This window comes from Sporomusa sp. KB1 (assembly GCF_007830295.1).
GTDB lineage: Bacteria > Bacillota > Negativicutes > Sporomusales > Sporomusaceae > Sporomusa.
In genome coordinates, this window is the sequence record NZ_VLKC01000001.1 from 474,480 (window position 1) to 499,384 (window position 24,905).

Annotated in this window: 21 protein-coding genes and 3 pseudogenes; 3 read left to right on the forward strand and 21 right to left on the reverse strand. The window is 42.4% G+C overall.

The window, feature by feature from the left end; genetic code table 11:
• Positions 1-147: 147 nt before the first annotated feature.
• The 4 genes from SALPA_RS02125 to SALPA_RS02135 all read right to left on the reverse strand — a co-directional run bounded on the left by SALPA_RS02125 (position 148) and on the right by SALPA_RS02135 (position 3,437).
• Positions 148-405, reverse strand: coding sequence for an MscL family protein (locus SALPA_RS02125; RefSeq protein ID WP_222427827.1), 258 nt, complete (start codon positions 403-405; stop codon positions 148-150).
• A 296-nt stretch (positions 406-701) separates the two neighbouring features.
• Positions 702-1,619: a DMT family transporter gene (locus tag SALPA_RS02130; protein ID WP_145089170.1), complete on the reverse strand. Its 918-nt coding sequence runs from the start codon at positions 1,617-1,619 to the stop codon at positions 702-704.
• 208 nt (positions 1,620-1,827) lie between these two features.
• A complete protein-coding gene (locus tag SALPA_RS29460) occupies positions 1,828-2,013 on the reverse strand; it encodes a hypothetical protein (RefSeq protein WP_222427829.1) in 186 nt (61 codons plus the stop codon).
• Positions 2,014-2,102: 89 nt separating this feature from the next.
• Positions 2,103-3,437: a phenylacetate--CoA ligase family protein gene (locus tag SALPA_RS02135; RefSeq protein WP_186450868.1), complete on the reverse strand. Its 1,335-nt coding sequence runs from the start codon at positions 3,435-3,437 to the stop codon at positions 2,103-2,105.
• Positions 3,438-3,575: 138 nt separating this feature from the next.
• Between SALPA_RS02135 and SALPA_RS02140 the strand changes: the two genes are divergently transcribed.
• Positions 3,576-4,187, forward strand: a complete 612-nt coding sequence (locus SALPA_RS02140) for a LysE family translocator (RefSeq protein WP_145089176.1) — start codon at positions 3,576-3,578, stop codon at positions 4,185-4,187.
• A 252-nt stretch (positions 4,188-4,439) separates the two neighbouring features.
• Here the strand turns inward: SALPA_RS02140 and SALPA_RS02145 are convergent, their stop codons facing one another.
• The 3 genes from SALPA_RS02145 to SALPA_RS02155 form a co-directional block, all read right to left on the reverse strand.
• A complete protein-coding gene (locus tag SALPA_RS02145) occupies positions 4,440-6,239 on the reverse strand; it encodes a stalk domain-containing protein (RefSeq protein WP_145089180.1) in 1,800 nt (599 codons plus the stop codon).
• 198 nt (positions 6,240-6,437) lie between these two features.
• Positions 6,438-7,208 (reverse strand): amino acid ABC transporter ATP-binding protein, encoded by a 771-nt coding sequence (locus tag SALPA_RS02150; RefSeq protein ID WP_145089183.1) that lies wholly within the window; start codon positions 7,206-7,208, stop codon positions 6,438-6,440.
• A 12-nt stretch (positions 7,209-7,220) separates the two neighbouring features.
• Positions 7,221-9,587, reverse strand: coding sequence for a hypothetical protein (locus tag SALPA_RS02155; RefSeq protein ID WP_145089186.1), 2,367 nt, complete (start codon positions 9,585-9,587; stop codon positions 7,221-7,223).
• Positions 9,588-9,602: 15 nt separating this feature from the next.
• On the opposite strand from SALPA_RS02155, the gene ftsH reads away from it, so the two are divergent.
• Positions 9,603-11,690 carry an ATP-dependent zinc metalloprotease FtsH gene (gene ftsH / locus SALPA_RS02160; protein ID WP_255450723.1) on the forward strand — a complete coding sequence of 696 codons (2,088 nt, stop codon included), beginning with the start codon at positions 9,603-9,605 and terminating at the stop codon, positions 11,688-11,690.
• Between the two features lie 105 nt (positions 11,691-11,795).
• Here the strand turns inward: ftsH and SALPA_RS02165 are convergent.
• Positions 11,796-11,966 (reverse strand): annotated as a pseudogene (locus SALPA_RS02165) (radical SAM protein); the annotation flags it as partial.
• A gap of 129 nt (positions 11,967-12,095) precedes the next feature.
• On the opposite strand from SALPA_RS02165, the gene SALPA_RS02170 reads away from it, so the two are divergent.
• Positions 12,096-12,809, forward strand: a complete 714-nt coding sequence (locus SALPA_RS02170; RefSeq protein ID WP_145089189.1) for a FadR/GntR family transcriptional regulator — start codon at positions 12,096-12,098, stop codon at positions 12,807-12,809.
• Positions 12,810-13,043: 234 nt separating this feature from the next.
• Here the strand turns inward: SALPA_RS02170 and SALPA_RS02175 are convergent, their stop codons facing one another.
• From SALPA_RS02175 to SALPA_RS02235, 13 genes and pseudogenes are all read right to left on the reverse strand, one after another.
• Entirely contained in the window at positions 13,044-13,274 is a 231-nt protein-coding gene (locus tag SALPA_RS02175; RefSeq protein WP_255450725.1) for a hypothetical protein, read from the reverse strand.
• Between the two features lie 50 nt (positions 13,275-13,324).
• Positions 13,325-13,579, reverse strand: coding sequence for a hypothetical protein (locus SALPA_RS02180; protein WP_145089194.1), 255 nt, complete (start codon positions 13,577-13,579; stop codon positions 13,325-13,327).
• Between the two features lie 304 nt (positions 13,580-13,883).
• Complete coding sequence (locus tag SALPA_RS02185) at positions 13,884-15,242, reverse strand: S-layer homology domain-containing protein (protein ID WP_145089197.1); 1,359 nt, start codon at positions 15,240-15,242, stop codon at positions 13,884-13,886.
• Between the two features lie 227 nt (positions 15,243-15,469).
• Positions 15,470-16,447, reverse strand: coding sequence for a bile acid:sodium symporter family protein (locus tag SALPA_RS02190; RefSeq protein ID WP_145089202.1), 978 nt, complete (start codon positions 16,445-16,447; stop codon positions 15,470-15,472).
• A gap of 50 nt (positions 16,448-16,497) precedes the next feature.
• A pseudogene (locus SALPA_RS02195) lies at positions 16,498-16,716 on the reverse strand (3-methyl-2-oxobutanoate hydroxymethyltransferase); the annotation flags it as partial.
• Positions 16,717-16,974: 258 nt separating this feature from the next.
• Positions 16,975-17,352: pseudogene (gene larC / locus SALPA_RS02200) on the reverse strand (nickel insertion protein); the annotation flags it as partial.
• 165 nt (positions 17,353-17,517) lie between these two features.
• The gene (locus tag SALPA_RS02205; RefSeq protein ID WP_145089212.1) at positions 17,518-18,540 is read right to left on the reverse strand and encodes a branched-chain amino acid aminotransferase; all 1,023 of its coding nucleotides are present in this window, start codon (positions 18,538-18,540) and stop codon (positions 17,518-17,520) included.
• 53 nt (positions 18,541-18,593) lie between these two features.
• On the reverse strand, positions 18,594-19,283 hold the full coding sequence (locus tag SALPA_RS02210; RefSeq protein WP_145089215.1) for a hypothetical protein: 690 nt from the start codon (positions 19,281-19,283) through the stop codon (positions 18,594-18,596).
• Positions 19,284-19,319: 36 nt separating this feature from the next.
• Complete coding sequence (locus SALPA_RS02215; protein ID WP_145089218.1) at positions 19,320-20,627, reverse strand: (Fe-S)-binding protein; 1,308 nt, start codon at positions 20,625-20,627, stop codon at positions 19,320-19,322.
• 2 nt (positions 20,628-20,629) lie between these two features.
• Complete coding sequence (locus tag SALPA_RS02220; RefSeq protein ID WP_145089221.1) at positions 20,630-22,012, reverse strand: FAD-binding oxidoreductase; 1,383 nt, start codon at positions 22,010-22,012, stop codon at positions 20,630-20,632.
• 128 nt (positions 22,013-22,140) lie between these two features.
• Positions 22,141-23,436: a nickel-dependent lactate racemase gene (larA, locus tag SALPA_RS02225; RefSeq protein WP_145089224.1), complete on the reverse strand. Its 1,296-nt coding sequence runs from the start codon at positions 23,434-23,436 to the stop codon at positions 22,141-22,143.
• 170 nt (positions 23,437-23,606) lie between these two features.
• A complete protein-coding gene (locus SALPA_RS02230; RefSeq protein ID WP_145089227.1) occupies positions 23,607-24,155 on the reverse strand; it encodes a 2-oxoacid:acceptor oxidoreductase family protein in 549 nt (182 codons plus the stop codon).
• Positions 24,152-24,904 (reverse strand): thiamine pyrophosphate-dependent enzyme, encoded by a 753-nt coding sequence (locus SALPA_RS02235; RefSeq protein WP_145089230.1) that lies wholly within the window; start codon positions 24,902-24,904, stop codon positions 24,152-24,154. Before SALPA_RS02235 ends, SALPA_RS02230 begins: the two co-directional genes overlap by 4 nt.
• Position 24,905: the final 1 nt, after the last annotated feature.

The following is a 24,905-nucleotide window of genomic DNA, read 5'->3' on the forward strand; positions in this document are numbered from 1 at the left end:
GTATTCACTTCATTGAACGTTTTCAGTATCTTTAAAGTAACGAAAGTACAATAATAAAACCAAAGCCGGCAGGGTGATTTCACTTCGCCTCACCGTCTTATTGTCTATTTTCTGCTTCTATCGCAATTGCCAGCACAACTCTTTTATTTATCGAATACAGAGGTACATGCCGGACACCGTATCGCCTTGATATTTACAGTAGAAAAGCAATGGACACTCTTTCGTTGTCGGCATTTCTGGTGCCTCCGGCTTGGCACACAGCTTATTTACCTGTCTTATGATAAGGAACAGAGCAAATGCTACAATGACAAAATCAATAATAGCATTGATGAATAAGCCGTAATTCAAAGTAGCGGCGCCTGCAGCTTTTGCTGCTGCAATTGTAGGGTAGTTAGTCCCTGACAAATTATTGCTTACCTCCTGAAAATACTAGTTAATTTCAAAGTAATAATAGCATGGCTATAATTCCTGCGTCAATCAGAGTAAATAGTTGCAGCGGATATAGTTGTTGGGAAACCCTATGGCCGCATGTTATAATGCCTTAAATAGTTAAACCCCATTGGATTAGCCATTACGGCTCCCTCTGGGGTTTTAGCATTATTCTTCACTATTTCGTTAAAAGCTTCTTTTTGCCTCAAGATAGTCTTATTAGTTTCTTTCTCCAATACACTCTCCCTTGGTGTTTCGTATCGAACGCTGTATCAACTATAACTGTCAGCCAGTTTCCGCCGCCATGACAGTTGAGGGTGAGTTGTCAGATACACCCCGGTGACAATCCACAGACCGCCAATAATCTCACGCCAACTTAATTGCTCTCCTAAAAATATTACCGCCAACAGCATCCCAACCAACGGCATTATGTTGGTAAAAATAGCTGCCCGGCTCGGACCCACTTCTTTCACCCCGCAGTTCCACCAGGTCATAGCCAGGACGCCGCCGCCGAAAATTAGGTAGGACATTGATACTATTCCAGTGGCAGTTATATTCACCGCAGCAGTCGTTCCATCCCACAAAGCAACAATACCCATTAGAACAGTACCGGCTACTCCCGCCCAGGCCGTAACCGCCAGCGGCGAGAATTCCGTCATGATTTTACGGCCTAACAAGGAGTATACAGCCCAACAAGCCTGACTGCAGAAAAACAGTATGTCACCATAATTAAACGAAAAATTGCTGATGGCTTCCAGCGAACCATGGGTTACTAGAAATATCACACCTGTCACGGAGATGACGATTCCTCCCCACTGGACTGCATGCAACTGTTCCTTCAAAAAAACGGATGCAAGTATGGCGGTTAATACCGGAGTTGTCGCCGATACTAACGTGCAGTTAATGGCAGTAGAATATTGCAGCCCGGCAAATTGCAGCGTATTGTTAAGGGCAATGCCGGTAGCGCCCATTAAGAACAGTGTGAAAATCCACCGCGTGGGAGGAAGGATTCTTTTATCCTTCATAAATAAAACAATTAATAATACCGCGCTAACACCTATATAACGAATTAAGGTTATTATTATCGGTGATATTTCTTTGAGCAGTGATTTTACCACTACCGGCTGTGCACCCCAAATAATGGCGGCCAATACCAACAGAAGGTAACTCGTATTACAAATATTCTCCATCCCCTTAGCGTAAAAAAATCTTATATATAAACTTTTATTTACCGGGTAAAAACAGTAAGCCTATACTGCATACCAGACTACAGCCCTCATTGTTTCCCCGCCTATGATTTAACTACTATTATACTAGGCATTTACAGGGTGAAAGAAATTACAATCTGTTATTGTTATAATAATTAACTTTTATGATACGTTTTGGCAAGTGCCCCCTTTACCTCTCCATATCAAAAGGTAAAACAAAAACCGGATGATTAATCCGGTTTTTGTTATCTTCCTGTTTGTTGATTTTTCCGGGTATTTTCTTAGCGGCTGCTTCACCAAAACTTTGTGACCAAAAGAATATCCCAATGTTAGGACAATTATTTGTCAAAGCCTTCCTTGATTCAGTATTTATCACTATCAGCTTTATTTGCAACTTGGGCACCGGCTTGCAATACATCACTTACTCTGTTTTCGCCAGCATAGCTGGGAGATTAGGAGTTTCGTTTATCCTTGCCTTAAGTCTAAGACTTTTACGTCTTTAATCTGGGAGGCCAGACTATTAACACTTTCAATGGCTAAACGCAGATTTCCATTTTCCATATTTTTCTCTAGCTCCGGATAAGCACTCAAAATAGCTTTTTGTATTTTTTCTTCGGCCACATACCCCTCAACCATAACCGATATTTTATCAGTAAGATCTTCTCTTGATACCGTTATTAGTACTCTTCCCGTAGTACCGTCGATCTTTCCTACCTCATCAGCAATAACTCTGCCATAAATATTCATGTCTCCCGCAACAATCATGTCATCAGTTCTCCCTTTTAGGTTGATAGCCTTAAAGGGCAACCAGCACGCACAGTCGGCCCATCGCGCTTTATCTCCAGAGCGGTAACGAATTAGTGGCATACCGTCTCTTCGGATTGTAGTAAAAACCAGTTCACCTTGATTAGCCGGATTGCCTGTTATTGGATCAATAATCTCTGTAATAAGATGCAGATCATTTAAATGAATAGCAGTACATTCTGGTAAGGCAATTGTTTGGGCGCTTCCAATTTCTGTCGATCCGTAACTATCGAAAACTGCTGCATCCCAGTAACCTGTGAACAACTTTTTGTGCTCAGAAGTTAAGAGTTCACCTGCAAGTATAATCTTGTCAAGGGCACAGCGATATCCTAAACATTCCGCCTCGCGTGTCAGGGCCGTCATATAGGATGGAGAGGAAAATACTACATTGGGCGCAAAGCGTTCCATCCATTTTATAGTCTCTCCTGGGTTATTGGCACCAACAGTTAGTGGTAGCCCCCCTGCACGTTCAACTGCACGTTGCACACTTGCCCCACCAATCCATAGACCATGTCCAATAGGTAATGCAATCAGAGCCACAAGCCTACCTGAGTGAGCAATGCGCAAAGCCATACCGTAGAGGTTAGAAAGAATCTGCATTTCCCTAAAAGTATAATATACCCGCTTAGGTTCACCGGTTGTTCCAGATGTAGTAAAAACGGCAGATAGTTTTTCCTCAGGCACACACAAAAAATCCTGCCACTGGCGAATATCTCTCACAGTAGTAAATGGGAGTTTCCTCAGATCTTCAATGGCCTGTATATGTTCCGGGCGTATGCCATACTGACTAAACATTCGTTTATAAAAAGGTGAATGATTAGACACATAGTTTATAGTGTCGTGCAACCGCCGTCTTTGGATGATATTAATAAACTCCGGATGCAGCCCTTTTTCTATAAAACGATGTAAAATTTTACCCGCTCTTTTTATAACCCCTGGCTGGCAGTTATGTTCTTCAAATCTTCGCAACGCTTTGTCCACAGTTTCTGCGATCATATATTCTCCTAACATTCCCAGCTATTATAAATACCTTATAGTTGTGTCCGGTCTTGCTCCCTTTATGCGCTTTGTGTGACAAGTATATTTGTTCCCCTCCCTACCAATACTGATATAGTGTTGAGGAGGCACCAGCCTATGTACATCCTCTTTTTAAAATGTGTCATTAGTGGATTTCTTCTTGCCGCCCCCATTGGTCCGATAAATCTTATTTGCATTAAGCGTACACTAAGTAGAGGACGTATATCTGGTCTAGTTGTAGGGCTAGGAGCAGCAACCGCCGACGCCCTGTATGGATACGCTGCCGCCGCCGGGCTAAACTTTCTACTTTCGTTCATCAATCAATATGAAACGGCCTTCCGGTGGGGAGGTGGAATGTTTATTGCATATCTTGGTTGGAGAACATTTCAGTCTGTGCCGCAAAGTCCGTCTATCGATAAAAAGACCACAAAAAGCTTGTATAAGGTATTTGCTGGGATATTTCTACTCACTCTGACTAACCCCGTAACTATTTTCTCTTATATTGCCACCTTTTCATCCTTTGGTATTGCCGTATTAGTAACCTCTTGGCCGAAAGCAGCCTTAGCCGCTCTTGGGGTTTTTCTCGGCTCATTACTCTGGTGGATTATTCTCATAAGTGTGACCTCCCTCTTTCGTGACAAAGTTACGCCTAAAACTATAAGCTACATAAATAAGATTGCGGGTGCACTAATTATCTTAATAGGAATTACCTCGATAAAAATTAAGTAGAAGCTACGGGACGGTTCTTTTGCTTCCCCGTAGAACCTTTTTTCTAAACACTAAACGAAATAAATGAAGCACCCGAACTGTCCCGCTGCTTTTGTCTAATACGCGAAATAAGAGTTTCGCGAAAAGGTTACGCCCCCCTTTTTGAACAGGGGGGCGCGTTAGCTTTCGGGACTACACTTTTTCGCAAAATCATTGGTACATTGATTGGGGTGTGCCGACAGATACTGCTGATAATTAGTTTCTTAACTTCCTTTATACGTGACTGTTGCTGATTTCCACCTTTAGTTGCAATACATTAGTAAAGAATTCGGCAGGCACAAGCGTCTTCTCATTAACTAACTCAGGTGCATAGTCCAACTGGATAGTCGATTTTGACTTTTCATAGTTTTTACTACCTATTCGCATAGTCGCTGTTGAATTCATAGCATTTCGAAGTTCCACAGCATTTTGTCCACCGTCCCAAATTACGTCATATCCTAAGCTTTCAGCTATAACACGAAGCGGAAGCATTACAATATTCCCTCTTGTTATAATACTATCGTCTTTGTCTAACGCCAGTTCGCGTCCGTTTACAGAAATAACGCCTGCGCCAACATGAACCTTTATATCAGCCCTCGCAGGAAGCAATACTACCTTGGTTGCTTTAGCCTGCCCAGGCATGCTCATGGTCATTACATCATACCATACAACTAATTCCGAACCTTCTTTGATAGCTGTTGTTTGCTCAAATACATCAGGACTAATTGTCACTAATCTGTCTCCGTTTGTGCAAAGTACCTGTACGCTGCCATCTTGATTCTCCTTAACGTTAGCCACTTTCATATACATGCCCGCACTGCCTTTTGCGGGCGTACCAACGATTAAAGCAATGGCATTACCTTGAGGAGGCATGCTTTTTGTAACCATTGGCCCGTAATAAGCTGTTACTGCATCACCCGGCTTCAAGTCCTGAAACTCAATAGGGGTACCGTTTTCTGCACTTACAATATTTGTGGTGTCATTACTATTTAAAACTATATCCTTGTAAGAACCTTCGCCTACAATCCTGATTCGTTTACTGTTAATTTCTTTTATTTCGCCTTTTGACGAAATTATATTATTAGCAATGTTCCCATCCATTTGATTAGCAACGTTAGTGACCGATTCTTCCGCAAGCGCATTAATGCTATCGCCACTTGTCATAGATGATGCCATAATCAACGTTGATTGTGACTGCCAATTAATGCCTGTGTATTTAAGTATGGTTTCTACTTCGGCCAATCTGTCCGCTCTATAAGCGCCCGAAAGACTTTGCATGCCTTTTAGTTCGTAGACCCCATCATTATCGATATCAATCGGTTCTAATTTGATAAAAGGAGCAGACATTATCTGCGTTTCTTTTTGAACTTTACCTTCTTTATCATAAATACCTAACCGCAGATAATCTTCCCGGCGCTCACTTACTCCAACGGTTAGTGTTGTTTCATCGGTTGTATTAGTAAGGGCTACCTTCCAGCCATCTACAAATTTGCCAGTAATGTTATTAGCATTGTTATCCTTAATGCCGAACAGTTCTTTTGGCTCACTGCCATTAAAAGATACGATATTATGATATGACCAGCCACCGCTGCCGCCTGATGCTGTTTCTACATAAACGTCAGCTATTTTATCACCCGTAAAATCGCCAGCGAAAAGATGTGGCTGATAACCGCCTACTTTATCAAGCCAATAAGTAGTAAGGGACTCATCTGCGCCGCTTTTTACCGTAACACTAAGATCTTTAGCAGCAGGCAAATTGGACGGTATTTTATGGCCAGCAAGATATATCTTATCGGCTATGCCGTCACCAGTTACATCTACTTCAAGAGTATCCAAAATGTTATAGTCGGCAGGTAAGTTTATTTCCGTTGCCGGAATAGCTGGCAGGGGAGTTGGTAAAGCCTTCGTAGCACCAACAACTTGCCCATTGCTATTATAAACAGGTTTTGGTATGACGCTCGCATTCACTGGTATCATCGGTGTAATAAATGAGCTTAGTACAATCGCTACTGTAAGAACTTTTATTTTTTTCACGTTTCAGGTCAACCTCCTTCTTCATTATTATAAACGGTGAACAAAGCAAAAAGTAACTGCTTCGTTCACCGCTGCTGAAAACATTTTTTAGGCTAATCATCAAAGCAACTGTAGGGACGATTCCGTTAGCCAACTCTACTAACATGTTTTTTCCACTTTCTTATCTTGGTTCTAAAACTCTTGAACGGGGCAAGCGAATTATAGAGTTTTTCCGGAAAGACTCTGAGCAGTCGTGTTCATCTGGTATTCAATCAGCTCTTTATACTTCTGACCGATTTCCGAAGCTGGGTTAACAAATACCCCTGAAGCCTTTCCTTCTTCTACGATTTTCCCTTTATCCATAAGAACAATTCGATCTGCAACCCGCAATGCAAAGGACAGCTCATGCGTTACGACAATCATGGTGCTGGATCGATACCGTGCCAGTTCTTCCATAACAACCAATACCTCGCGAACCAAGATTGGATCGAGTGATGCCGTCGGTTCATCCCACATCATCAGTTCTGGCTCATAAGCCAATGCCCTTGCAATGCCAACACGTTGCTGTTGCCCCCCCGACAATTCATTTGGTTTATGATGTAAATGCTCTTCCAGGCCAACCTTAGCCATCGCATCATTAGCTTTATTTTGTGCTGTATCACGATCCATTCCGCCCATTACCAGACCAAACATTACGTTTTCCAGAGCCGTTAAGCGACCAATCAGATTAAAGTGCTGAAAAACAAAACCGATGCGCTTACGAATTTTTTGTAGTTCATCTGGATCCAGTGTAAGGATATTAACATCATGAAGTAAAATGTTGCCTTGGTCTGGCTCGATAAGACGATTAATTGTTCGAATTGTTGTCGACTTGCCGCAACCTGATGGTCCCATCAAGACAAGAATTTCTCCGGTGGTAACTGAGAGATTTAGCCCATCTATAGCTTTGATACTGCCAAATTGTTTATGTAAGTCTTGTATAACAAGCATGTTAACACCCGCTTATTTAAACTTCACCTTTCTCCGGTTAAGCTTTTGGAGCAAGCCGGGACGAGCATTAGGAATCACAATCTCACGCATTATTTCATCAAAGGATAACCCTAATGCTTCACCTGCGCTGACTTCTTCACTCGCAACCGGATTAATTTTTTCAGCATTATTCGCTATAAATAAACCCAGTGCGGCTCCTAAGATCGGGACTGCGAACCATGGTACATACGGAATACCCCCGCCTGATAAAACAAACATAGCTGTGAGAAGCAATGCCCCCATGCCCATACCGTATAGGCACTCAGAAGCTGCAAAAACATTTTCAACCCCCTGTATCAACCTTCTCCAACCTTTAGTTGGCAGCTTTCGAATAACATTTCGTTGTCTCAGGATGACGGTCATAACTGCGGTGTGATCTAATGTTAAGAGGACAACGGTTGCAACCAGCGAAACTAATCCGGCTAAAACGGCTTTTACCTGAGTCAAAATTGTCATGACTTCCGCGCGGGGATCAGGTTCTATGACCCCCAGTGGCGATGTGTAGAACGATAAATTCGAGTTTCCAACGACCCGATAAATTGTTGGCGCTGCCAACTCTGTTGCGACATTACCTTTTGTCAGTATCTGGAGGCGCTGACTGGCTATAACCTGTCCGGCAATAAACTGATCCATAAGCTTCACTGACCGGCTAATCTCTTCATCGCTTAAATTAGGTACGGCAGCTCCGAGATACTGTAACTGTGCTGCTACCAGTGGGGTATTAAACTGTTGTATTTGTCCTAACCGCCCTCCAGTTGCATCAAGGGTTTGACGCGTTTTTTCTGTATCGAAATTACGTAAGCTGGCAATTGTATTATTGCCGTTAGCTACGATGCTATCAATGGCAGTCCGAGCTCGCCGAGCATCAGCTGCAACGTTATCCAATGTTCGTAATCGTGTTTGAAGATTAATAAGATTTTGCTGCATAGCAGTCATTTCGTTAATACTAGGCGCTACATCAGGTTTTAACAACCGAACGACTTGCAGCGTATTTACAAGGCTGCCCATTGCTTGGGCCGAGTTGCCTACCTGCAGTTGAATCGCCGATGTGTCCAAACTAGCTAAACCACTGGTAGCTGCTTGAATAGTAGCCCCTGCATTACTTAAACTGGTTAACGTTTGTTCAACTGCTCCCAAACTAGTGTTATAGTTATCAAGCGACGTATTGGCGATTCCAATCATGCTTTGCGCATCCTGGACAAATCCAGGTATTTGGCCGACTAGCTTAGATGTCTCTCCTAGCGCATTGCCAAGTTCACTCCGAGGATTGCGAAAATTTGCCGTTCCAATAGGTGAGGCTATTGTAGAGTTACTAACCAAAAAACCCTGACTTTCAGACAACTTGCTAGCATCGCCCTGAATTACCATGCCCTCGGCAGTGCCATCGTTCTTTATTGCTGTTACCTGAACTAAAACATTTGCCTGGTCAACAACTGCACCTGCGGCAAGAATATTGGGTGACGCTCCTTGAAATGCAATTACATCGCCAGGACGCATGGTAAAACCTGAAGGCAAGCGAATGACAGCTTTTGTCGCATAAGCAGTTAGAAACTTTTTGAGTTCAATCATAGTACTAACGAGATAAGCCATATCATTGCGCTTGGTATCAGCAGATACGCTTTCCGCAAATCCAATCGCCCTATCGGATCGCAGTGCATCTGCAAGCTGCTCGCCCATGCGAATAGGATTGTCTGGCTCACCGCCAACAGGAAAGGCTATGTCAATTAATTGATATTGACCTAAGACTCTCTCTATTTCAGCATTCACAGCAGAAGATTGCTCCAATGACTGTACAAGTACTGTGACTGATTTTCCGTCGCGGAAAGCAAACAATACCCCCTTTATTTGCATTACTTGATCAATTACCAAATCTTTTGCCCCATCGGGTACAGCTTTTAAGGTTATCCGTGGCTCGGTCATAATACTGATTCCTGACCGCCCGGGAACACTCCCAAAAATTTGGTCAATTGTCTCATATGTTTGTTTCGTTTTGTATTCCGCTGGTATACCAACCATAAAGCTTGTCAAACCCGTGATAGTTGGTCCTTCCTTGAGCCTGGCACCAGGAAATACCTGACTTATGATTTTTTCTATTTGTGCCCGTCCCTCTTCTTTCACTTCCTCCCGCACATTAACTAGAAAGTCAAACTCGCCGTACTCGCCAACAAGTGAAGTAATGGTCTCTGAAAAATAGGAATTCGCCGTCATAGCCAGTACTCTAGCCAACGCACTACCAATAACGATACTAACAATCAAGAGAATCACTATATCACGGTTAAATGAGTTGCGAAAAAAGGTACGCAACACCTGTTTTCGTAAAGTAGTCAATGTTTTGGCCATGAATGCGAACCCCTCTTGAAAATAGTAAACCGTCCTGCAATTACTTTTAAGTATTTGCAGAACTTCTTATTTTACTCACCTGATTTAGCTGAGTTATTTTTGCTTTTACAAACTGTAAATAGCTTGAACTTACCCTATCTGCTTTCCATCAGATTTCACCAACCTACCGATTGGTATGTTTACCTATTATTTTTGTTTATTATCAGCCAAAATCCGGGCAATCTATATTTAGTATCTCTTTCTAAGAAAACAATTCCACGACAAACTAAAATTATCAGCACCGGAGGAATTATGGATAAAAAGCATACCTTCTCTACGAGCTTTTTTGTATTGGCATTAATAGTCGCTTGGCTTTTTAATGATCTAATTTATAAGCCGTTCATCATTCGGGAGACACAAGTCAGTTACAATGAGTTTATTCAAGACTTAAATGATAACAAGGTCGAACAGGTTATTTTATCAAGTGACCGGATTATATTCACCTTGAAAGCTGACGAAGGACAAAAAACATCAATAGCTAACGTAGTTGCTATTAACGACCCAAAGCTGATCGACCGGCTACTTGCTTCAGGTGTATCATTTTCCGCTCAACCGCAAACAAAAAGTTTGTTTGCGTCAATACTTGGCTGGATTCTTCCCATGCTACCCTTGCTTTTAATTTGGTACTTCATCTTTAAACGTATGGGCGGCGCAGGAAATGCCATGTCGCTAGGGAAAAGCAAGGCGAACGAAATTCAAGGTGAAATGATTGGTATAAAATTTAAGGATGTAGGCGGTGTCGGTGAAGCTGAAGTCGAACTACGCGAAATTATAGAGTATTTAAAGCGACCACAGAAATTCAGCCACATGGGCGCAAAACTTCCCAAGGGAGTTATGCTAGCAGGGCCTCCTGGCACAGGCAAAACTTTGCTTGCCAAGGCTACTGCAGGTGAGGCAGGTGTTCCTTTTTTCTTTTTAACCGGCTCTAGTTTTGTTGAAATGTTTGTTGGTGTAGGAGCTGCTAGAGTTCGTGATTTATTTCAGCAAGCGCAAAAAAAAGCACCATGCATTATTTTTATTGATGAAATCGATGCCATTGGGCAGGCTCGGACAAGTATAGGGCGAATTGGCGGTAATAGTGAGCAGGAAAATACTCTTAATCAACTCCTTGGCGAAATGGATGGCTTTAAGTCTAATTCCGGCGTAGTAATTATGGCAGCTACTAACCGGCCTGAAATTCTCGATCCTGCGTTAGTGCGACCAGGCCGTTTTGACCGTCAAATCCAAGTAACGTTACCTACAGAACCAGGCCGCCTTGAAATACTAACAATCCATACGCGGGAGATGCCGCTGGCATCAGATGTAAGCCTTGAACGTCTAGCCAAAATTACCGCAGGGTTCTCGGGAGCAGAGCTGGCTAATATTGCTAACGAAGCATCACTACTTGCAATACGCCGTAATTCAGAAACAGTGTCAATGCATGATTTTGATTTGGCTATTGAGCGTATTGTGGCCGGTCTTCAACGAAAAACGCCGCTTTCCGAAGATATACGTAAAAAAGTAGCTTATCATGAAGTAGGGCATGCCCTTACTGCCTACTATCTGTCTGGAACTGATCCAGTTCATAAAATTAGCATTATCCCGACAGCAAAAGGTGCTCTAGGCTATACCATGCAGATGCCTGAAGAGGATCGTTATCTTATCGGTGAAAACGAACTTCGGTCACGAATGGCTGTCATGCTTGGTGGACGGGCGGCCGAACTTATCGTATTTAAAGAAGCCACCACCGGCGCTTCTAATGATTTAGATCGAGCAACAGAAATGGCGCGCCGAATGGTGACGGAATTTGGCATGTCTAAAAAGCTTGGGCCAGTTAGACTCGCAACCTCTACAGGTTCCTATTTACAAACCGGATTAACCGCAAGAACCGATTTAAGTCCCGCAACAGTTGCTTCGATTGACGAAGAAATTGGATCATTGCTGAAGGAATCACAAGAAACTGCTATCAAAATTTTGACAGATCATATTGAAATATTACATCACGTTTCACGTTTTCTTCAGGATAAGGAAGTAATGTCTGGAGATCAACTTGCCGAAATTGCAAAATCAATGGTGCAACGCTAGCATGCGGCATTCTTCAACAGTAACTTTGTTTATTTATCTTTCATAACAATCATCTTTCGCCATTAGTAGTGATACGGTTCTCTCTGCCTATACTTAAATAACTCCCTAACAAATCAACTCGCCCGGTTTATAGCCGTCAGGCAATTCTTCTTCACTTAAAAATTTGAAATTGTCATCACGCAGTATTGGTAAAAATACTGCGTAGGGAATCCCGGAAAACTCACCGGCATAATTACTTGCTCCGAACCACCTACCCTCTTTGCTGCTCAAATTTGCGTATTTTCCTGGAAATTTTGAATATGAGTTTCCAAAAGACTAATTGAAGGTGCTTAATGAAACACTTGAAAAATGTTTCATTTTAATGTAATATAAGGACGATATTTCATATTTTCAGGAGGATTTATTATGTCCCCTATTAAAAGAGTCAGGCTATCTGATACAGTAGTCGAAGAAGTTTTAAAAGCTCTTGAAAATGGTCGATTTAAACCTGGGGAAAAAATTCCGTCAGAAGCTGTTTTGACAAAAGAATTTGGCGTCAGCCGGACAACCCTACGAGAAGCATTTCAAAAACTTGAATTATTGGGCAAAATGTCTATTCGCCAAGGTGACGGAACATACGTAAATGATGATCAGAAACCTACTATATACAACCATATCAACTCTGCTTTCGTATTCGGCAATACAGATGTAACCAAGCTTTTAGAGGCTAGGGAGTGTTTAGAGACTTATGCAATAAAATTAGCCACTAGTCGTGCTACTGCAGAGGATGTTGCCAAACTTTATGTAACTATTGGCACGGAAAAAGCTGATCTCAATCCCTATACTTTTCCTGAACAAGACTTCTTATTTCATCAGCTAATCATAGAACTCAGTGATAATTCAATTCTCTCAAATTTTTGGACTTCGATTATGCCTTTGATTAAGGAAGAACAATCTCACATAGTTCATATACCTGGTGTAATGGAGCAATCATGGGAATCCCACAGACAGATTATTAAATCTATTGAACAAAAAGATGCCAAGAAGGCCCAAATGTGCATGCAAAAACATTTATCTTTATTACTTGGAATTGTTTTATCAGATGTTTCACATAGGAAAAATCAGGATAATAATAAGTAATAGTAGTTTTTATATGCCCATTGGAATTGTACCAATTAATCATATATCTTACTATTACTAAATTAATGACAGGATTTATCTAAATTATACAAAAGGAAGACATCTTTGTGCATTAACACAAGAAGTCTTCTTTTTTCTTGAAATCTCCCGTTATCGAATAAGATTAATCATTAAAGTGAGGTCAGTAATGGAACAGCTTTCTCCTTGATTTTTTTTCTGATCTTGATCTCAAACTTATACTACCTCTGCAATCTTCTCTAGATTAGTTGCTGAAGTAGCAATTTGCTCTAATGAAGCCGAAATTTGTTCAGTTGCAGCCGCCTGTCGATCACTTAGCTCTGTAGTCTGCATGATACTATGCATAATCCCTGAAAAATCTTGTTGAATTGTTGATATAATGTTCTTAATATCTTTTACTGACTCTCCACTATTGTTAGCCATCTTACGAATTTCTTCAGCTACCACTGCAAAACCACGACCGTGTTCCCCGGCTCTTGCTGCTTCAATAGAAGCGTTTAACCCACCTTCAGAGTAACTCCAACTATTTCTCTCGGCACTATGACCTGAACTTTCTCGCTAGTCTTTAAACACTTGTCAAGAGCAGTGCCCTCCAGTACTTTGTCACCTTCTTTTATTCCTAGTTGAAATGTCTTGGCATTTAAAAACATAACTATATTACGTTTATCATCACAGATAGTAACAGTGCAATCAAGAGGAATCAGAGATTGATATTTATCGGCAGCTTTGATAACACTTTGCAGTTCCGTCATTGTTAATCCCCTTTATACGTAATATCTATTTAGGACTATCATCTACTTCCTTGCCAACTTCTTTACACATTTTTCTAAGATACTTTTCAAACATTTTGAATTTCAAGTGTTGCATGGCTTCTATATCCATAATCCACCTTTATTTTTAGATTATGATATTTTGTTTCTATATTATAAACGTTTGTTTCAATTCAAATCTATCTAATCAGGACCACCTGTAAAACGGATGTTACATATTGTGCCTCTAAATAAGAATTTGGGGTTCAACTGGCATCGTGAAGAACGATGCCAGTTGCTAGGTAAGTCAATTAAATTTAACATTAAGTCCCATAAATCCTTCAAGGTCATGCCCTTCAAGTCCCTTGCTCTTTCCATCGACTACATATAGATCGAGAAAAGTAGTCTTGCTTATAGGATGCTTATAATAGTACATCCAGCCATTCCAATCTCGAGCGACAGGAGCATGGCTCGTATCTAAATTGATTCCGACACCATCGATAAATGGTACTATAGCAGAGTACAGAGTATTGTAAGGATCAACGGAGTATCTCTGCACATTCACGTAGCTAGCAGTCAGACTGTCTTTACCCATTAAATAGGTAGCGCCAACAACATATGCCTTATTATCTGTTGCAGCACTGGACTTGGCATATTCGCCATTAATGATAAAATTAGAAACGCCGCTGTAAGAAAGGTTGGCGGCTACCATATTCTTGTTGCCAGCCAATCCTTTATAAGGGCTTGTTCCTAGTGGTTCAAACTGATGGCTAACATAAGATGCCCCTACTGATAACTTATCGGCAAGCTTTGTTTTTACATCAACACCATACCATGTTGCCCGAGTATCGCCATAGTAATCAAGAGCAGCAGATTTGGTAGTTGTACCGACAACAACAGAAGTGTCAAAAGCGCCAATTTTGCCGCTGGCTGTCAGTCCGTCAAACCTATTGTCCCACTGTGCATCGTCACCAGTACAAAGGAGCAGGCCTTGCCCTAATACTACGCCCTGACGGCCAAGTTTATAAGAAATGCCGTTGCTGGAATATGTAATGCCATATTGGTCAAGCGCTTGATATGAAGCAGTTTTGTCTGATTGCCAGTCTCGCGTAGTAACGCCGGCACTGCCGAAGGTATCCCTAATGCCAAAACGGACAAATGCGGAAGTGTTCTCGTCTATCTTGTCATCAATGTTGAGGCGAATTCTTGTTCTCCAGAAGGTATCCTTATCCTTTGTAGTTCCGACGGCGTCCTTAATTGTATCTTTAAAGGCCAATCCTCTCAGGAAAAAGTCACCGCTGATTTTAACCTTTTCTAGATCGTTTACTTTATTCTCTACAGTGGTCATGCGAACACCGAAAGTTGCAAGCTCTTTATTAAATTCTATTGATAGATTATCGATCAATTTTTTGTCATTATTATTTGCCTTATCAATTTGTTCAATAGCCTTTCCCACCATAACTGCCATTTCATAGCGAGTTAATGTTTTGTCACCATGGTAGGTGCCATCACCATAACCGTCAATAATTCCATCTTTTGCAAGCTGATTTATTGCGTTGTATGCCCAATGTTTAGCCGGGACATCAGCAAATGGACCAGCTAACACTTGTGAAGTACCACACATTAATACCGCAAACGAAAGGGCACAAATTAGTCTTTTTTTCATTAAACTTCCTCCTCAATAATCTGTAGTGTCTATCACTGCATCGCTCATACATCTACAATAACCATTGAACATATGCGTTTTGAATGGATATTCCATCATACATTCCATTTGAAACGCCCTTCTTTCTGCCTGCATAACATGCGAATTTGTTCATAATTACAGAACGATGTTCGCATGTTATAACAGACAGATGTTTGAAACTTTTTGGGAAAGATTCCTATTAGAGATTAGTTCACCTTTGAATCACAATTATTCGCGACTGCTTCGCCTCTATTTTCCTTAACCGGCTTATTGGCCCAATATCCGGCAATAATAGAACCCGTTAAATTATGCCAAACGCTGAATATGGCACCCGGAACGGCGGCCAGCGGTTCTAAGTGAGCGATTGCTAGTACCACTGCCAAGCCGGACATCTCAATCCCAATTTCAAAGGTGATGGCCCTTGCCTGCCTTTCACCCAGGCCAAGCGCTTTTGATGTTCCGTAACCGAAAAGCAAACCCAGTCCGTTATGCATCGCAACGGCGATAAAGGCGATCAGGGCTACCGTCATTAGCTTGGCGGCACTCATGGCCACCACAATGGCAATGGCCAAGATAATTGCGATTACGGAGACGACCGGGACAATTTTCATAATGCGGTCCACGAAGCTTCCAAAGAGGCCGCGCAGTACCATTCCCGTTATAACCGGACCTAAAACGATTTTTACTACATCCATAAACATAGCCTGCGTATTGACGTGAACTTCCGCACCGGCAAGCAGCATAAACGTGGTCGGTAACAATAATGGCGCCAGAATGATATTAAAGCTGGATACAGTTACCGATAAAGCCGTATCGGCTTTGGCCAGAAAGCTCATTACGTTGGAAGCAGTGCCGCTGGGACAGCAGCCGACTAAAATGAGTCCGGCCGCCAAAGCAGGCGGTAATCCCAGAACCTTTGCCACCCCAAAGCCGACAATAGGCATAATGAGGTAGCGCAGGACAATACCGGTTATAACGTCTCTGGGCCTGGACAATACCAGTTTAAAGTCTGCCACCGACATGGACAGCCCCATTCCGAGCATAATAGTGCCCAGCAGGTAAGTTACCAGCGGCCCTTGCATTTTTAATGAATCAGGGTATAAAAAAGCCAGACCGGAAAACAAAATAAGCCATAGAGGAAATAATTTTGTAATTGCCATTGCAATTTTTTCTAATAACTTCATTTCAAAATCCTCCATATCGTTAAATTAATTAAAAACACAATATTTAACTGTTAGTACCAATCAACACCTCGGCTGTCCTTGCCTAGAAATCTCTCAACCATTGGAATTACTGGATACAAAACGGTCAAACATTCCCATTGAATCTTGCCATAGTAACCGGTACAGTACTGCCCCAATACTGTCATTCCCAATGAATCACCAACAAGAATCATTTCAATCGGTGTCTTATCAATTACTGAAGCCAATAGAACATCGTAGGCTGTAACATGGTAACTTTTTCGTCGAACCCGTCATTGCCTTGCATTGTGCATTGTGATTTTTGCCTTTGCTATAAAATAAACCCTCCTTCAAAAATTATATTTATGGTCCCGCTTTTGCGAAACACATAGCCAAAAATGGAAACGGTACTACATATAGAACTGAGTACATAAATTCGATAACGATAATTCCCTTAGCTTGAGATGACATTCTTAAAGTTATTTACAGACAATTACAAAAATTTTTTCTTTTTTAAATTTACGTTTGTATTAATATTTAACAATGGTACCTTGCTTATCGCTTCTATTTTCGCAACCAAGATATACCCTTAAAACGTTAGGGATCTCAAAGTCCCTATTTCCATAACCGATCTTGTCGACAGCAAAGTCCATACTGTCGGTAAATGTGTCCACATTGGCCGCCAGTATCGCGGCGCCGGTAGGTGTCGTCGTCTCAAAAGGAACAATGCCTGATTTCACTGGGATATTCCTAAGGATTTCCACCGTCGCCGGCGCCGGAATGGGAATTATGCCGTGAGCGCATTTCACAAACCCACCTCCCAGTTGAACACTAGAGGCCATAATTTTGTCCATTTGTAAGTAATCTAAACACACAGCCGCCCCCACAATATCAACTATCGAGTCAACGGCACCTAACTCATCCCGACTCTATGTTTTTAATATTCTGAAAAAAATTATGCAAAGATATAAAGGCATTGGTTCCTACCATTACCATCAGCATTACGACAATGAAAGGAGCAACGAAAATCCTAGTACAAATTGTAATCCGCATAAACTTTATTCCCCACTATGTTAGATCTCAATAATCCATCCATCTGGCGCTTGAATATCGCCGAATTGAATGCCGCACAAAGTATTATATAATTCGGTGGTAACTGGTCCCACAGCAGTGTCACTATGAAAAATGTGGAGCTTACCTTTATAGTGGATGCCACCGATAGGAGTAATAACTGCCGCCGTGCCGCATGCTCCCGCTTCCTTAAATTCGTCAAGGTTGTCGATCAGAACGTCCCGCTGGGTAGCTCTCAAATTCAGGTACTCCTGCGCCAAATAGAGGAGGGAATATTTCGTTATACTTGGCAGAATCGACGGAGACTTTGGTGTTACGAACTCATTTTTTTTGGTAATTCCAAAGAAATTGGCTGAACCAACCTCCTCAATTTTCGTATGGGTCTGCGGGTCAAGATAAACGCAATCGGCAAAGCCGCCTTTCTTCGCAAGATGATAAGGATAAAGGCTGGCTGCATAGTTACCGCCGACTTTCGCAGCTCCAGTCCCGCAGGGAGCCGCTCGGTCGTATTCGGCAACAATAAAATTAACTGGCACCATGCCACCTTTGAAGTAAGGTCCGACAGGTAGACAAAATACGCAGAACAGGTATTCAGAAGCCGGACCCACACCGATATTATCACCTACTCCAATCAGTAAGGGTCTGATATACAGCGTCCCCCCGGTACCATAAGGAGGAACATAACCTTCGTTAGCCCGCACTACCTGCCGTACGGCATCAACAAATTTTTCCTTCGGAATTTCTGGCATCAGTAAGCGATTGGCACTACGGTTCATCCGCTTGGCATTTTCATAGGGGCGGAACAGTTGGATACCGCCATTTTTCGTCCGGTAGGCTTTCAGCCCTTCAAAACATTGTTGACCATAGTGCAAAGCGGTCGAGGCTTCACTGATAGTAATCATATTATCAGTAATCAGGTTTCCCTCATCCCATTTGCCGTCTTTCCAATAAGAAATATAACGAAAGTCCGTTTTAATGTAACCAAAACCCAAATTATTCCAATTGATATTTACTCCCTTACACATATTTCCTCCTAAAAAATCCAGTTTCTACAGCGTCAATTAAATTTTTAATGTAACTACATCATCCACGGATATTTAGTATAGGGCTTACTTGTAAAGACTGGATATGTGTAGGTACTAGCCTTTTCAGCCAACCCTTCAGGTATTACAACACCAATGATTGGTACCGCTAATTTCAATGCAGCCTCCTCTGTAATGGCTAATCCGTCTTTAATATGTTGTTCAGTGGTCTCACCAGCCAAATTTGTATTACTAATAATTCCTGATATAGTTAGGCATGAAACCTGCTCAATACTATGAAATACCTCAACGATAGCGGTCACCGTACTCGTGAAGGGGCGAAAAGTATTTACAACTAGCATAGCTTGGTAATGACTAGCTAGAAACAACTGGTTAAATTGGCCCAATACAATAGCAGAACTTCCTCCCCCGACATCAATTACCACCTGGTAATCTTGTTGTTCCATTACCCTCGTAAAGTTATCCGGCAAAATCGGAAGATCGGCACTTTCCCAGCGTTGTTCCGGGGCTACGACCTCTATGCCGTTTTTTTCGAGTAAGCTTCGGCTTTCTCGTGTACGAAAATAAGGTTTCACAAGATCAATATCTACGATTGCCGTCTTAAAGCCCAGCGATTTCATTTGCATTGCACAATTAATAGCCAGCTCGGTCTTACCGCTGCCAAATTCCCCGAGGAAAATTTTTACTCTTCTGTCGTTAATAAATGGACTGTTGGATTGCTGCATAATTTTCCACCGCCTGTACCAGTTTGAGAAATGGCTTTATTTTCTATTTATTGAACTGCGAACATTTCCAGCTTTATACGCCTTATCAAGCAATTGAACAACATGAACACAATCTTGATTCATTCCATTTTGAACCAACCCGTCAACAATATGCATTCGGCAAGAACCACAGCTAGTTACAACCATATCAGCCTCCGTAGAAGCTACATCGGCAATTTTGCGATCATTAATTTTTCGAGAAATATCATAGTGAGCCAAACTGAAGGAGCCGCCAGCCCCACAGCAACGCGCCGGTTCTTGCATTTCGACGAATTTCACTCCAGGTATGGAGGTGACAATTTTACGCGGCTGAGCAGTCACTTTAATTCCCCTAGCCATATGGCAGGGATCATGCATGGTTACCGTAGCATTTATTTGGCCCAAATTATCTTTGCGGAATTTAACGATATCAATTAAAAATTCACTAATTTCGTAGGTCTTAGCCGCTAATTTTCTAGTCCGTATCTGTAAGTCCGGAACATCATGGAACAGTTCTGGATACTCGATTTTAAATGCCTCTGCACAAGAACCGCAGGCGGCAACGATATAATCAGCATCAACACATTCAAATGTCTCAATGTTATGCTTGGCAAATACTTTAGCCAGTTCAACGTCACCAGACATGTAAACAGGTGTACCGCAGCAGTGTTGTTTCGCTGGTATGGTAATTTCCACATCATTGGCTTTTAGTACATTAATTACCGCCTGACCGATATCAGTGTATACATAGTTAATGGTGCAACCAGTAAAAAATGCCACTTTCATACGGGGCTTATCCACATTAATATTTTCAGAAAATTGGCTGCGTAACGGTGTGGCAGCGAATGGGGCTAAAACCCGCCGACGATCAAGTCCGGGCATGGGAAATCGGGCAACAACAGCCATTCGTCCGGGCAATTTTTTCATTTGCATCGGGCCGAATAGACCAGCCGTACGCAGAGCGAAATTGAATAGAGTCCGGTTGGAAAGTAATTTAAAAACATATTTTTTTATAGGGTTTAGGCCCCTGGCTTCAACCGCGGCTTGGCGACCACGTAAGATAAGCTCGTCAGCTTTGACACCACAAGGGCACTTGGCAGCGCAGGCTTTGCATGACACACACATAGCCATACGCTTGTCAAATCCTTCGGAGATTTCGGCATTACCGTTTATTGCAGCCTCCATAAGTGACAATTTGCCCCGGGCGACCGCCGATTCTGTCTGAATTTCTTTATAAATTGGACATACCTCCATGCAATTGCCACATTTCATACAGTTAGCAAGGGCATCTTCAACGTCTGTCAATAGCTTTTTATGCGCTCTCATCCTTAACACTCCCCAACTAGTTTTCCCGGATTGAGGATACAGTTAGGATCCAACGCTTTCTTAATCGTACGCATGGTTCTCATGCCGACTTCGCCGAATTGTTCTTCCATATATTTTAATTTTCCCAACCCAATTCCATGCTCACCACTGAGAGTACCCCCAAGCTTGATTGCCGTGGTAAATATCTCATCCATGGCTTTATACACTCGTTCCATTTCCGCTTTATCGCGAAGGTCGCAAACGATAGTAGGATGTAAGTTACCATCGCCCGCGTGGCCAAAGGTTCCAATTGTGACTTTATGTTTCGCGGCCGCTTGATTTACCGCTCGGATCATCTCCGGTACTTTACTGCGAGGAACAGTCGCATCTTCTGTGAAAGTCGTGGGCCGCAGTTTGGCCAAAGCCGGAAGAGCCGCTCGCCGGGCTGCCCATATTTTATCACGCTCTGCAGTATCTTTAGCTACCTGGATTTTATCAGCATGGTTAGCTTTAAGAACTTCAACAACTTTAGCAGCTTCTTTTTCCACTACTTCAGGAATACCATCAACCTCAATAAGTAAAACAGCCTCTGCGTTAGTTGGCAGACCCACTTTGGCATAGTCTTCTACCGTTCGTATTGTAGCGTTGTCCAGTATTTCCAGGGTAGCAGGTATAATTTTGTTAGCGATGATTGCAGCGATAGAATTGCCGGCATTGTCCAGTTTGGAAAAAATAGCCATCATAGACTTTTTTGTTTCAGGAGCAGGTACCAACTTAACAATGATCTTGGTTATAATCCCTAAAGTCCCTTCCGCGCCGGTAAATAACTTTGTTAAGTCATATCCAGCTACGTCTTTAACATTTTTGCCACCAGTTTTGAGAATACTACCATCAGCAAGGACAACTTCCAAACCCATTACATAATGTTTAGAAACCCCATATTTAAGCCCGCGCAAACCGCCGGCATTTTCCGAAACTGTGCCACCGAGCGTTGCAGTGGTTACGGTACCTGGATCGGGAGGATAGATAAGCCCAAACTTCTCCACTGCTTTGTTGAGATCGGAAACGATTACACCCGGCTCAGCAGTGGCAACTAGATTTGCTTCATCGATTTCAATAATTTGATTAAATCGGGTCATAAGGAGAACAATACCGCCTTTTGTTGGCACAGTACCAGCACTCAGATTAGTACCTGATCCCCGAGGGTAAACGGGTATCTTTCCGGCATTAGCTAACGCTAATACTCGGGAAACTTCATTTGTATTTGCAGGCAACACGACGGCATCTGGCATATGGGAAAACCCGGGGGTCGCATCGTAGGAGTAACATAGAAGATCTTCTTTACTTGTTAAAATGTTTTCCGTTCCCACTATCTTTCTTAATTCATTTATCAAGATGATCTCCATACTTTCTTCACTTCTTTCCCTTTTTTATTAACAGATCAGCACTGTGGCGTTACAACTAGAGAAACGAACACGCATACGCGTGCCCAAATATAAAGAGAGACATCGAAAATTTCTCTGTATTGCGATTATTACCTGACTACCGGAACTGTGTTGGCTGCAGCAGTCATTACTGTAATAGTATAATTTTCTCGCCCGATCTTTTCTTGAGCAATAGCAAGCGCTTCTTCGGCAGTCGCTGCCGGAATCATGCCGGCTTTTCTAATAAACTCGGCATTTTCCTTTTTGGTTACAACGATAAGCGAAATCTGGCGAGCTATATCCAATAACCTGTAAGCCAGAAATCCGGGAATAGTAAAGTTTGTCCGCAAAGCCATCTCATGAGCTAGCATGGTCGGGTATTTAAACCAATCACTAAATTCAGCCGGTTCCATAATATCTGGCAACTCCATAAAACAAATAACAACGCCTCCCGGTTTCACAGCCATATAGGCATTGTCAATTGTCTTTACACCCTGGTACAAATTAATATCTTTGGGAAAGCCGCCTGCGGTCGAAACTACCAGGTCAGCTTGCGCAGTAATGGGAACTCCATAGATTTCATCTACCATTTTAGTTCCCGACAGCCAAGCGTCATGCCAGTGCCCGGCCACAAACTTGGCAAACTTATTCTCCGGTGTAAAAATGGCGTTTAGTAAAAAGTCCGGCTTAGCCAAAGCAGCTTGCTCAATCATGTCTTCATTCATTTCATTTCCATCAAGCTTGCCGGAAATAGAATTCGGGTTAAGACCTTTGCCTACTTCTTTATTCATGCAAAACAGATGATTCTCCTGAATTGTTTTAAACCCGCTAATACCGGGCAATATGGCCTTTCGGCCGCCGCCAAAACCAGCCATTAAATGGTGAACAATGCCACCGGTCAAAATTACCTTGTCAGCTTCGGCTACACTCCTATTGATGTAACAATCGACTCCACCCTTTGTCTTACCTGTGTATACGAGCTGGTCTTGATTATGGCAGTCGTGATTGAAGATGGAAACCCGCTTGTAAACCTGCTCTCCACACAGCACAACAAACTCCTCTTCCGTGTTCAAACGGTGAGCCCCTGGAGCAATGACAATAAATATGTTTTTATCAGAAATACCTGCCTCATTCAATTCATCCAGTAGAACCGGAAGAAATTGATCAAACCTTACCCAAGCACGAGTAATGTCACTAACTACTATGGCAACTCTATCACCAAGTTGAACAATTTCCTTTAATGGAGGAGTACCAATTGGATTGCGCAGTGCCTCGCGGACCGCTGCAGGCACATCTGTTATTGCAGCACAGGACTTGCCCAAAACATTGTTAATTATCTTTTCCTCCGACAGAGCCACTGCTATCTTGCCACTGCCATAACCAAACTCAAAGACTGATTTAGACATAATATTACCTCCCATCTTTCGTTTATCGGCCTCGCGTCGGGCGACTGGTTTACACCAGTCACCCAGCCGTCATGAGCATTACTCACCTTATTTCCTCCAATATAAATTCCACCAGGAGAGAACTTAAAACGCAGGGCTTGCTTATTAAACAACAAAATTAGATATTTTTATTACTCCGCTTTAAGTTTCATTACATAATCGTAACCTTTGTTTAAAGCTTCTTCATTTGCAGGTACCATTTTAGGTTTCGAAGCAAATTTCTTCGCGAAAGCGCTCATGAGTGATGCTTTCTCTACCACACCCGCAGCAGCCAACAATGCCCCCAAGGCCACCATATTGATCATCTTTATGTTTCCCAACTCATTGGCAATTTCGTTAATAGGTACAAGATAGCTTTTGATATCCTCACGTTGGACGTTTTTAGTAACAAGTGAACTGTTAATGATCACAGCCCCATTAACCGCGACTGCTGATTCGAATTTGTCCAGTGATGGCAAGTTCATTATTACGGCTGAAGTCGGCTTGGTAACAATAGGAGCTCCCACAGATCCTTCATCAATGATAACAGAACAGTAAGCGGTGCCTCCACGCATCTCTGGACCATAAGCTGGCATCCACGACACATTTTTATTCTCAAGCATTCCAGCATAAGCTAAAAGCTGCCCCATAACCATAACCCCTTGACCGCCAAAGCCAGACATAATAATTTCGTGTCTCATGATTTCACCGCCTCAACATTTTTATAAACACCGAGCGGGAATTGCGGCATCATGTTTTCTTTCAACCATTTTTTTGCCTCTACCGGTGACTTACCCCAATTTGTTGGGCACGTACCCAATACTTCCACTAAGGAAAAGCCTTCGCCGCGAATTTGCACTTCAAAAGCTGTTTTTATCGCAGCTTTCGCTTTAGTCATATTAGCTGGATCATTAACAGAAACCCGCGTAATATATTTAGCTCCATCAAGGGTTGCCAATAGTTCGGACAACCGGATAGGTGACCCCGCCGATGAAAGCTGTCGTCCGTAAGGAGATGTTGTTGTTACTTGATTTACTAGTGTTGTTGGCGCCATTTGGCCTCCAGTCATACCATAAATAGCGTTATTTACAAATATCGTCGTTATCTTTTCACCCCGAGCGGCGGCATGCACGATTTCTGCCATGCCAATCGCTGCAATATCACCATCACCTTGGTAAGTAAAAACTACATTTTCCGGATGTACACGTTTAATACCGGTGGCAACCGCCGGCGCACGCCCATGAGCTGCTTCTTGAGAATCTATGTTAAAGTATTGATCTGCCAATACCGAGCAACCAACAGGTACAACACCTATCGTTTTTTTCTGGATCTCCAGTTCGTCAATCACTTCCGCTACCAACCGATGAATTATACCATGCTGACAACCAGGGCAATAATGCGTTGGCACGTCAGTTAAAGCTTGCGGTCTAGCAAACAGCTTCTCAGTCATT

Bases quoted from the DNA above. Each gene is read 5' to 3' on its own strand.
- SALPA_RS02130 (WP_145089170.1), bottom strand. From the start codon at position 1,619: ATGGAGAATATTTGTAATACGAGTTACCTTCTGTTGGTATTGGCCGCC.
- SALPA_RS02135 (WP_186450868.1), bottom strand. From the start codon at position 3,437: ATGATCGCAGAAACTGTGGACAAAGCGTTGCGAAGATTTGAAGAACAT.
- SALPA_RS02140 (WP_145089176.1), top strand. From the start codon at position 3,576: ATGTACATCCTCTTTTTAAAATGTGTCATTAGTGGATTTCTTCTTGCC.
- SALPA_RS02150 (WP_145089183.1), bottom strand. From the start codon at position 7,208: ATGCTTGTTATACAAGACTTACATAAACAATTTGGCAGTATCAAAGCT.
- SALPA_RS02155 (WP_145089186.1), bottom strand. From the start codon at position 9,587: ATGGCCAAAACATTGACTACTTTACGAAAACAGGTGTTGCGTACCTTT.
- SALPA_RS02170 (WP_145089189.1), top strand. From the start codon at position 12,096: ATGTCCCCTATTAAAAGAGTCAGGCTATCTGATACAGTAGTCGAAGAA.
- SALPA_RS02180 (WP_145089194.1), bottom strand. From the start codon at position 13,579: ATGACGGAACTGCAAAGTGTTATCAAAGCTGCCGATAAATATCAATCT.
- SALPA_RS02185 (WP_145089197.1), bottom strand. From the start codon at position 15,242: ATGAAAAAAAGACTAATTTGTGCCCTTTCGTTTGCGGTATTAATGTGT.
- SALPA_RS02190 (WP_145089202.1), bottom strand. From the start codon at position 16,447: ATGAAGTTATTAGAAAAAATTGCAATGGCAATTACAAAATTATTTCCT.
- SALPA_RS02205 (WP_145089212.1), bottom strand. From the start codon at position 18,540: ATGTGTAAGGGAGTAAATATCAATTGGAATAATTTGGGTTTTGGTTAC.
- SALPA_RS02210 (WP_145089215.1), bottom strand. From the start codon at position 19,283: ATGCAGCAATCCAACAGTCCATTTATTAACGACAGAAGAGTAAAAATT.
- SALPA_RS02215 (WP_145089218.1), bottom strand. From the start codon at position 20,627: ATGAGAGCGCATAAAAAGCTATTGACAGACGTTGAAGATGCCCTTGCT.
- SALPA_RS02220 (WP_145089221.1), bottom strand. From the start codon at position 22,012: ATGGAGATCATCTTGATAAATGAATTAAGAAAGATAGTGGGAACGGAA.
- larA (WP_145089224.1), bottom strand. From the start codon at position 23,436: ATGTCTAAATCAGTCTTTGAGTTTGGTTATGGCAGTGGCAAGATAGCA.
- SALPA_RS02230 (WP_145089227.1), bottom strand. From the start codon at position 24,155: ATGAGACACGAAATTATTATGTCTGGCTTTGGCGGTCAAGGGGTTATG.
- SALPA_RS02235 (WP_145089230.1), bottom strand. From the start codon at position 24,904: ATGACTGAGAAGCTGTTTGCTAGACCGCAAGCTTTAACTGACGTGCCA.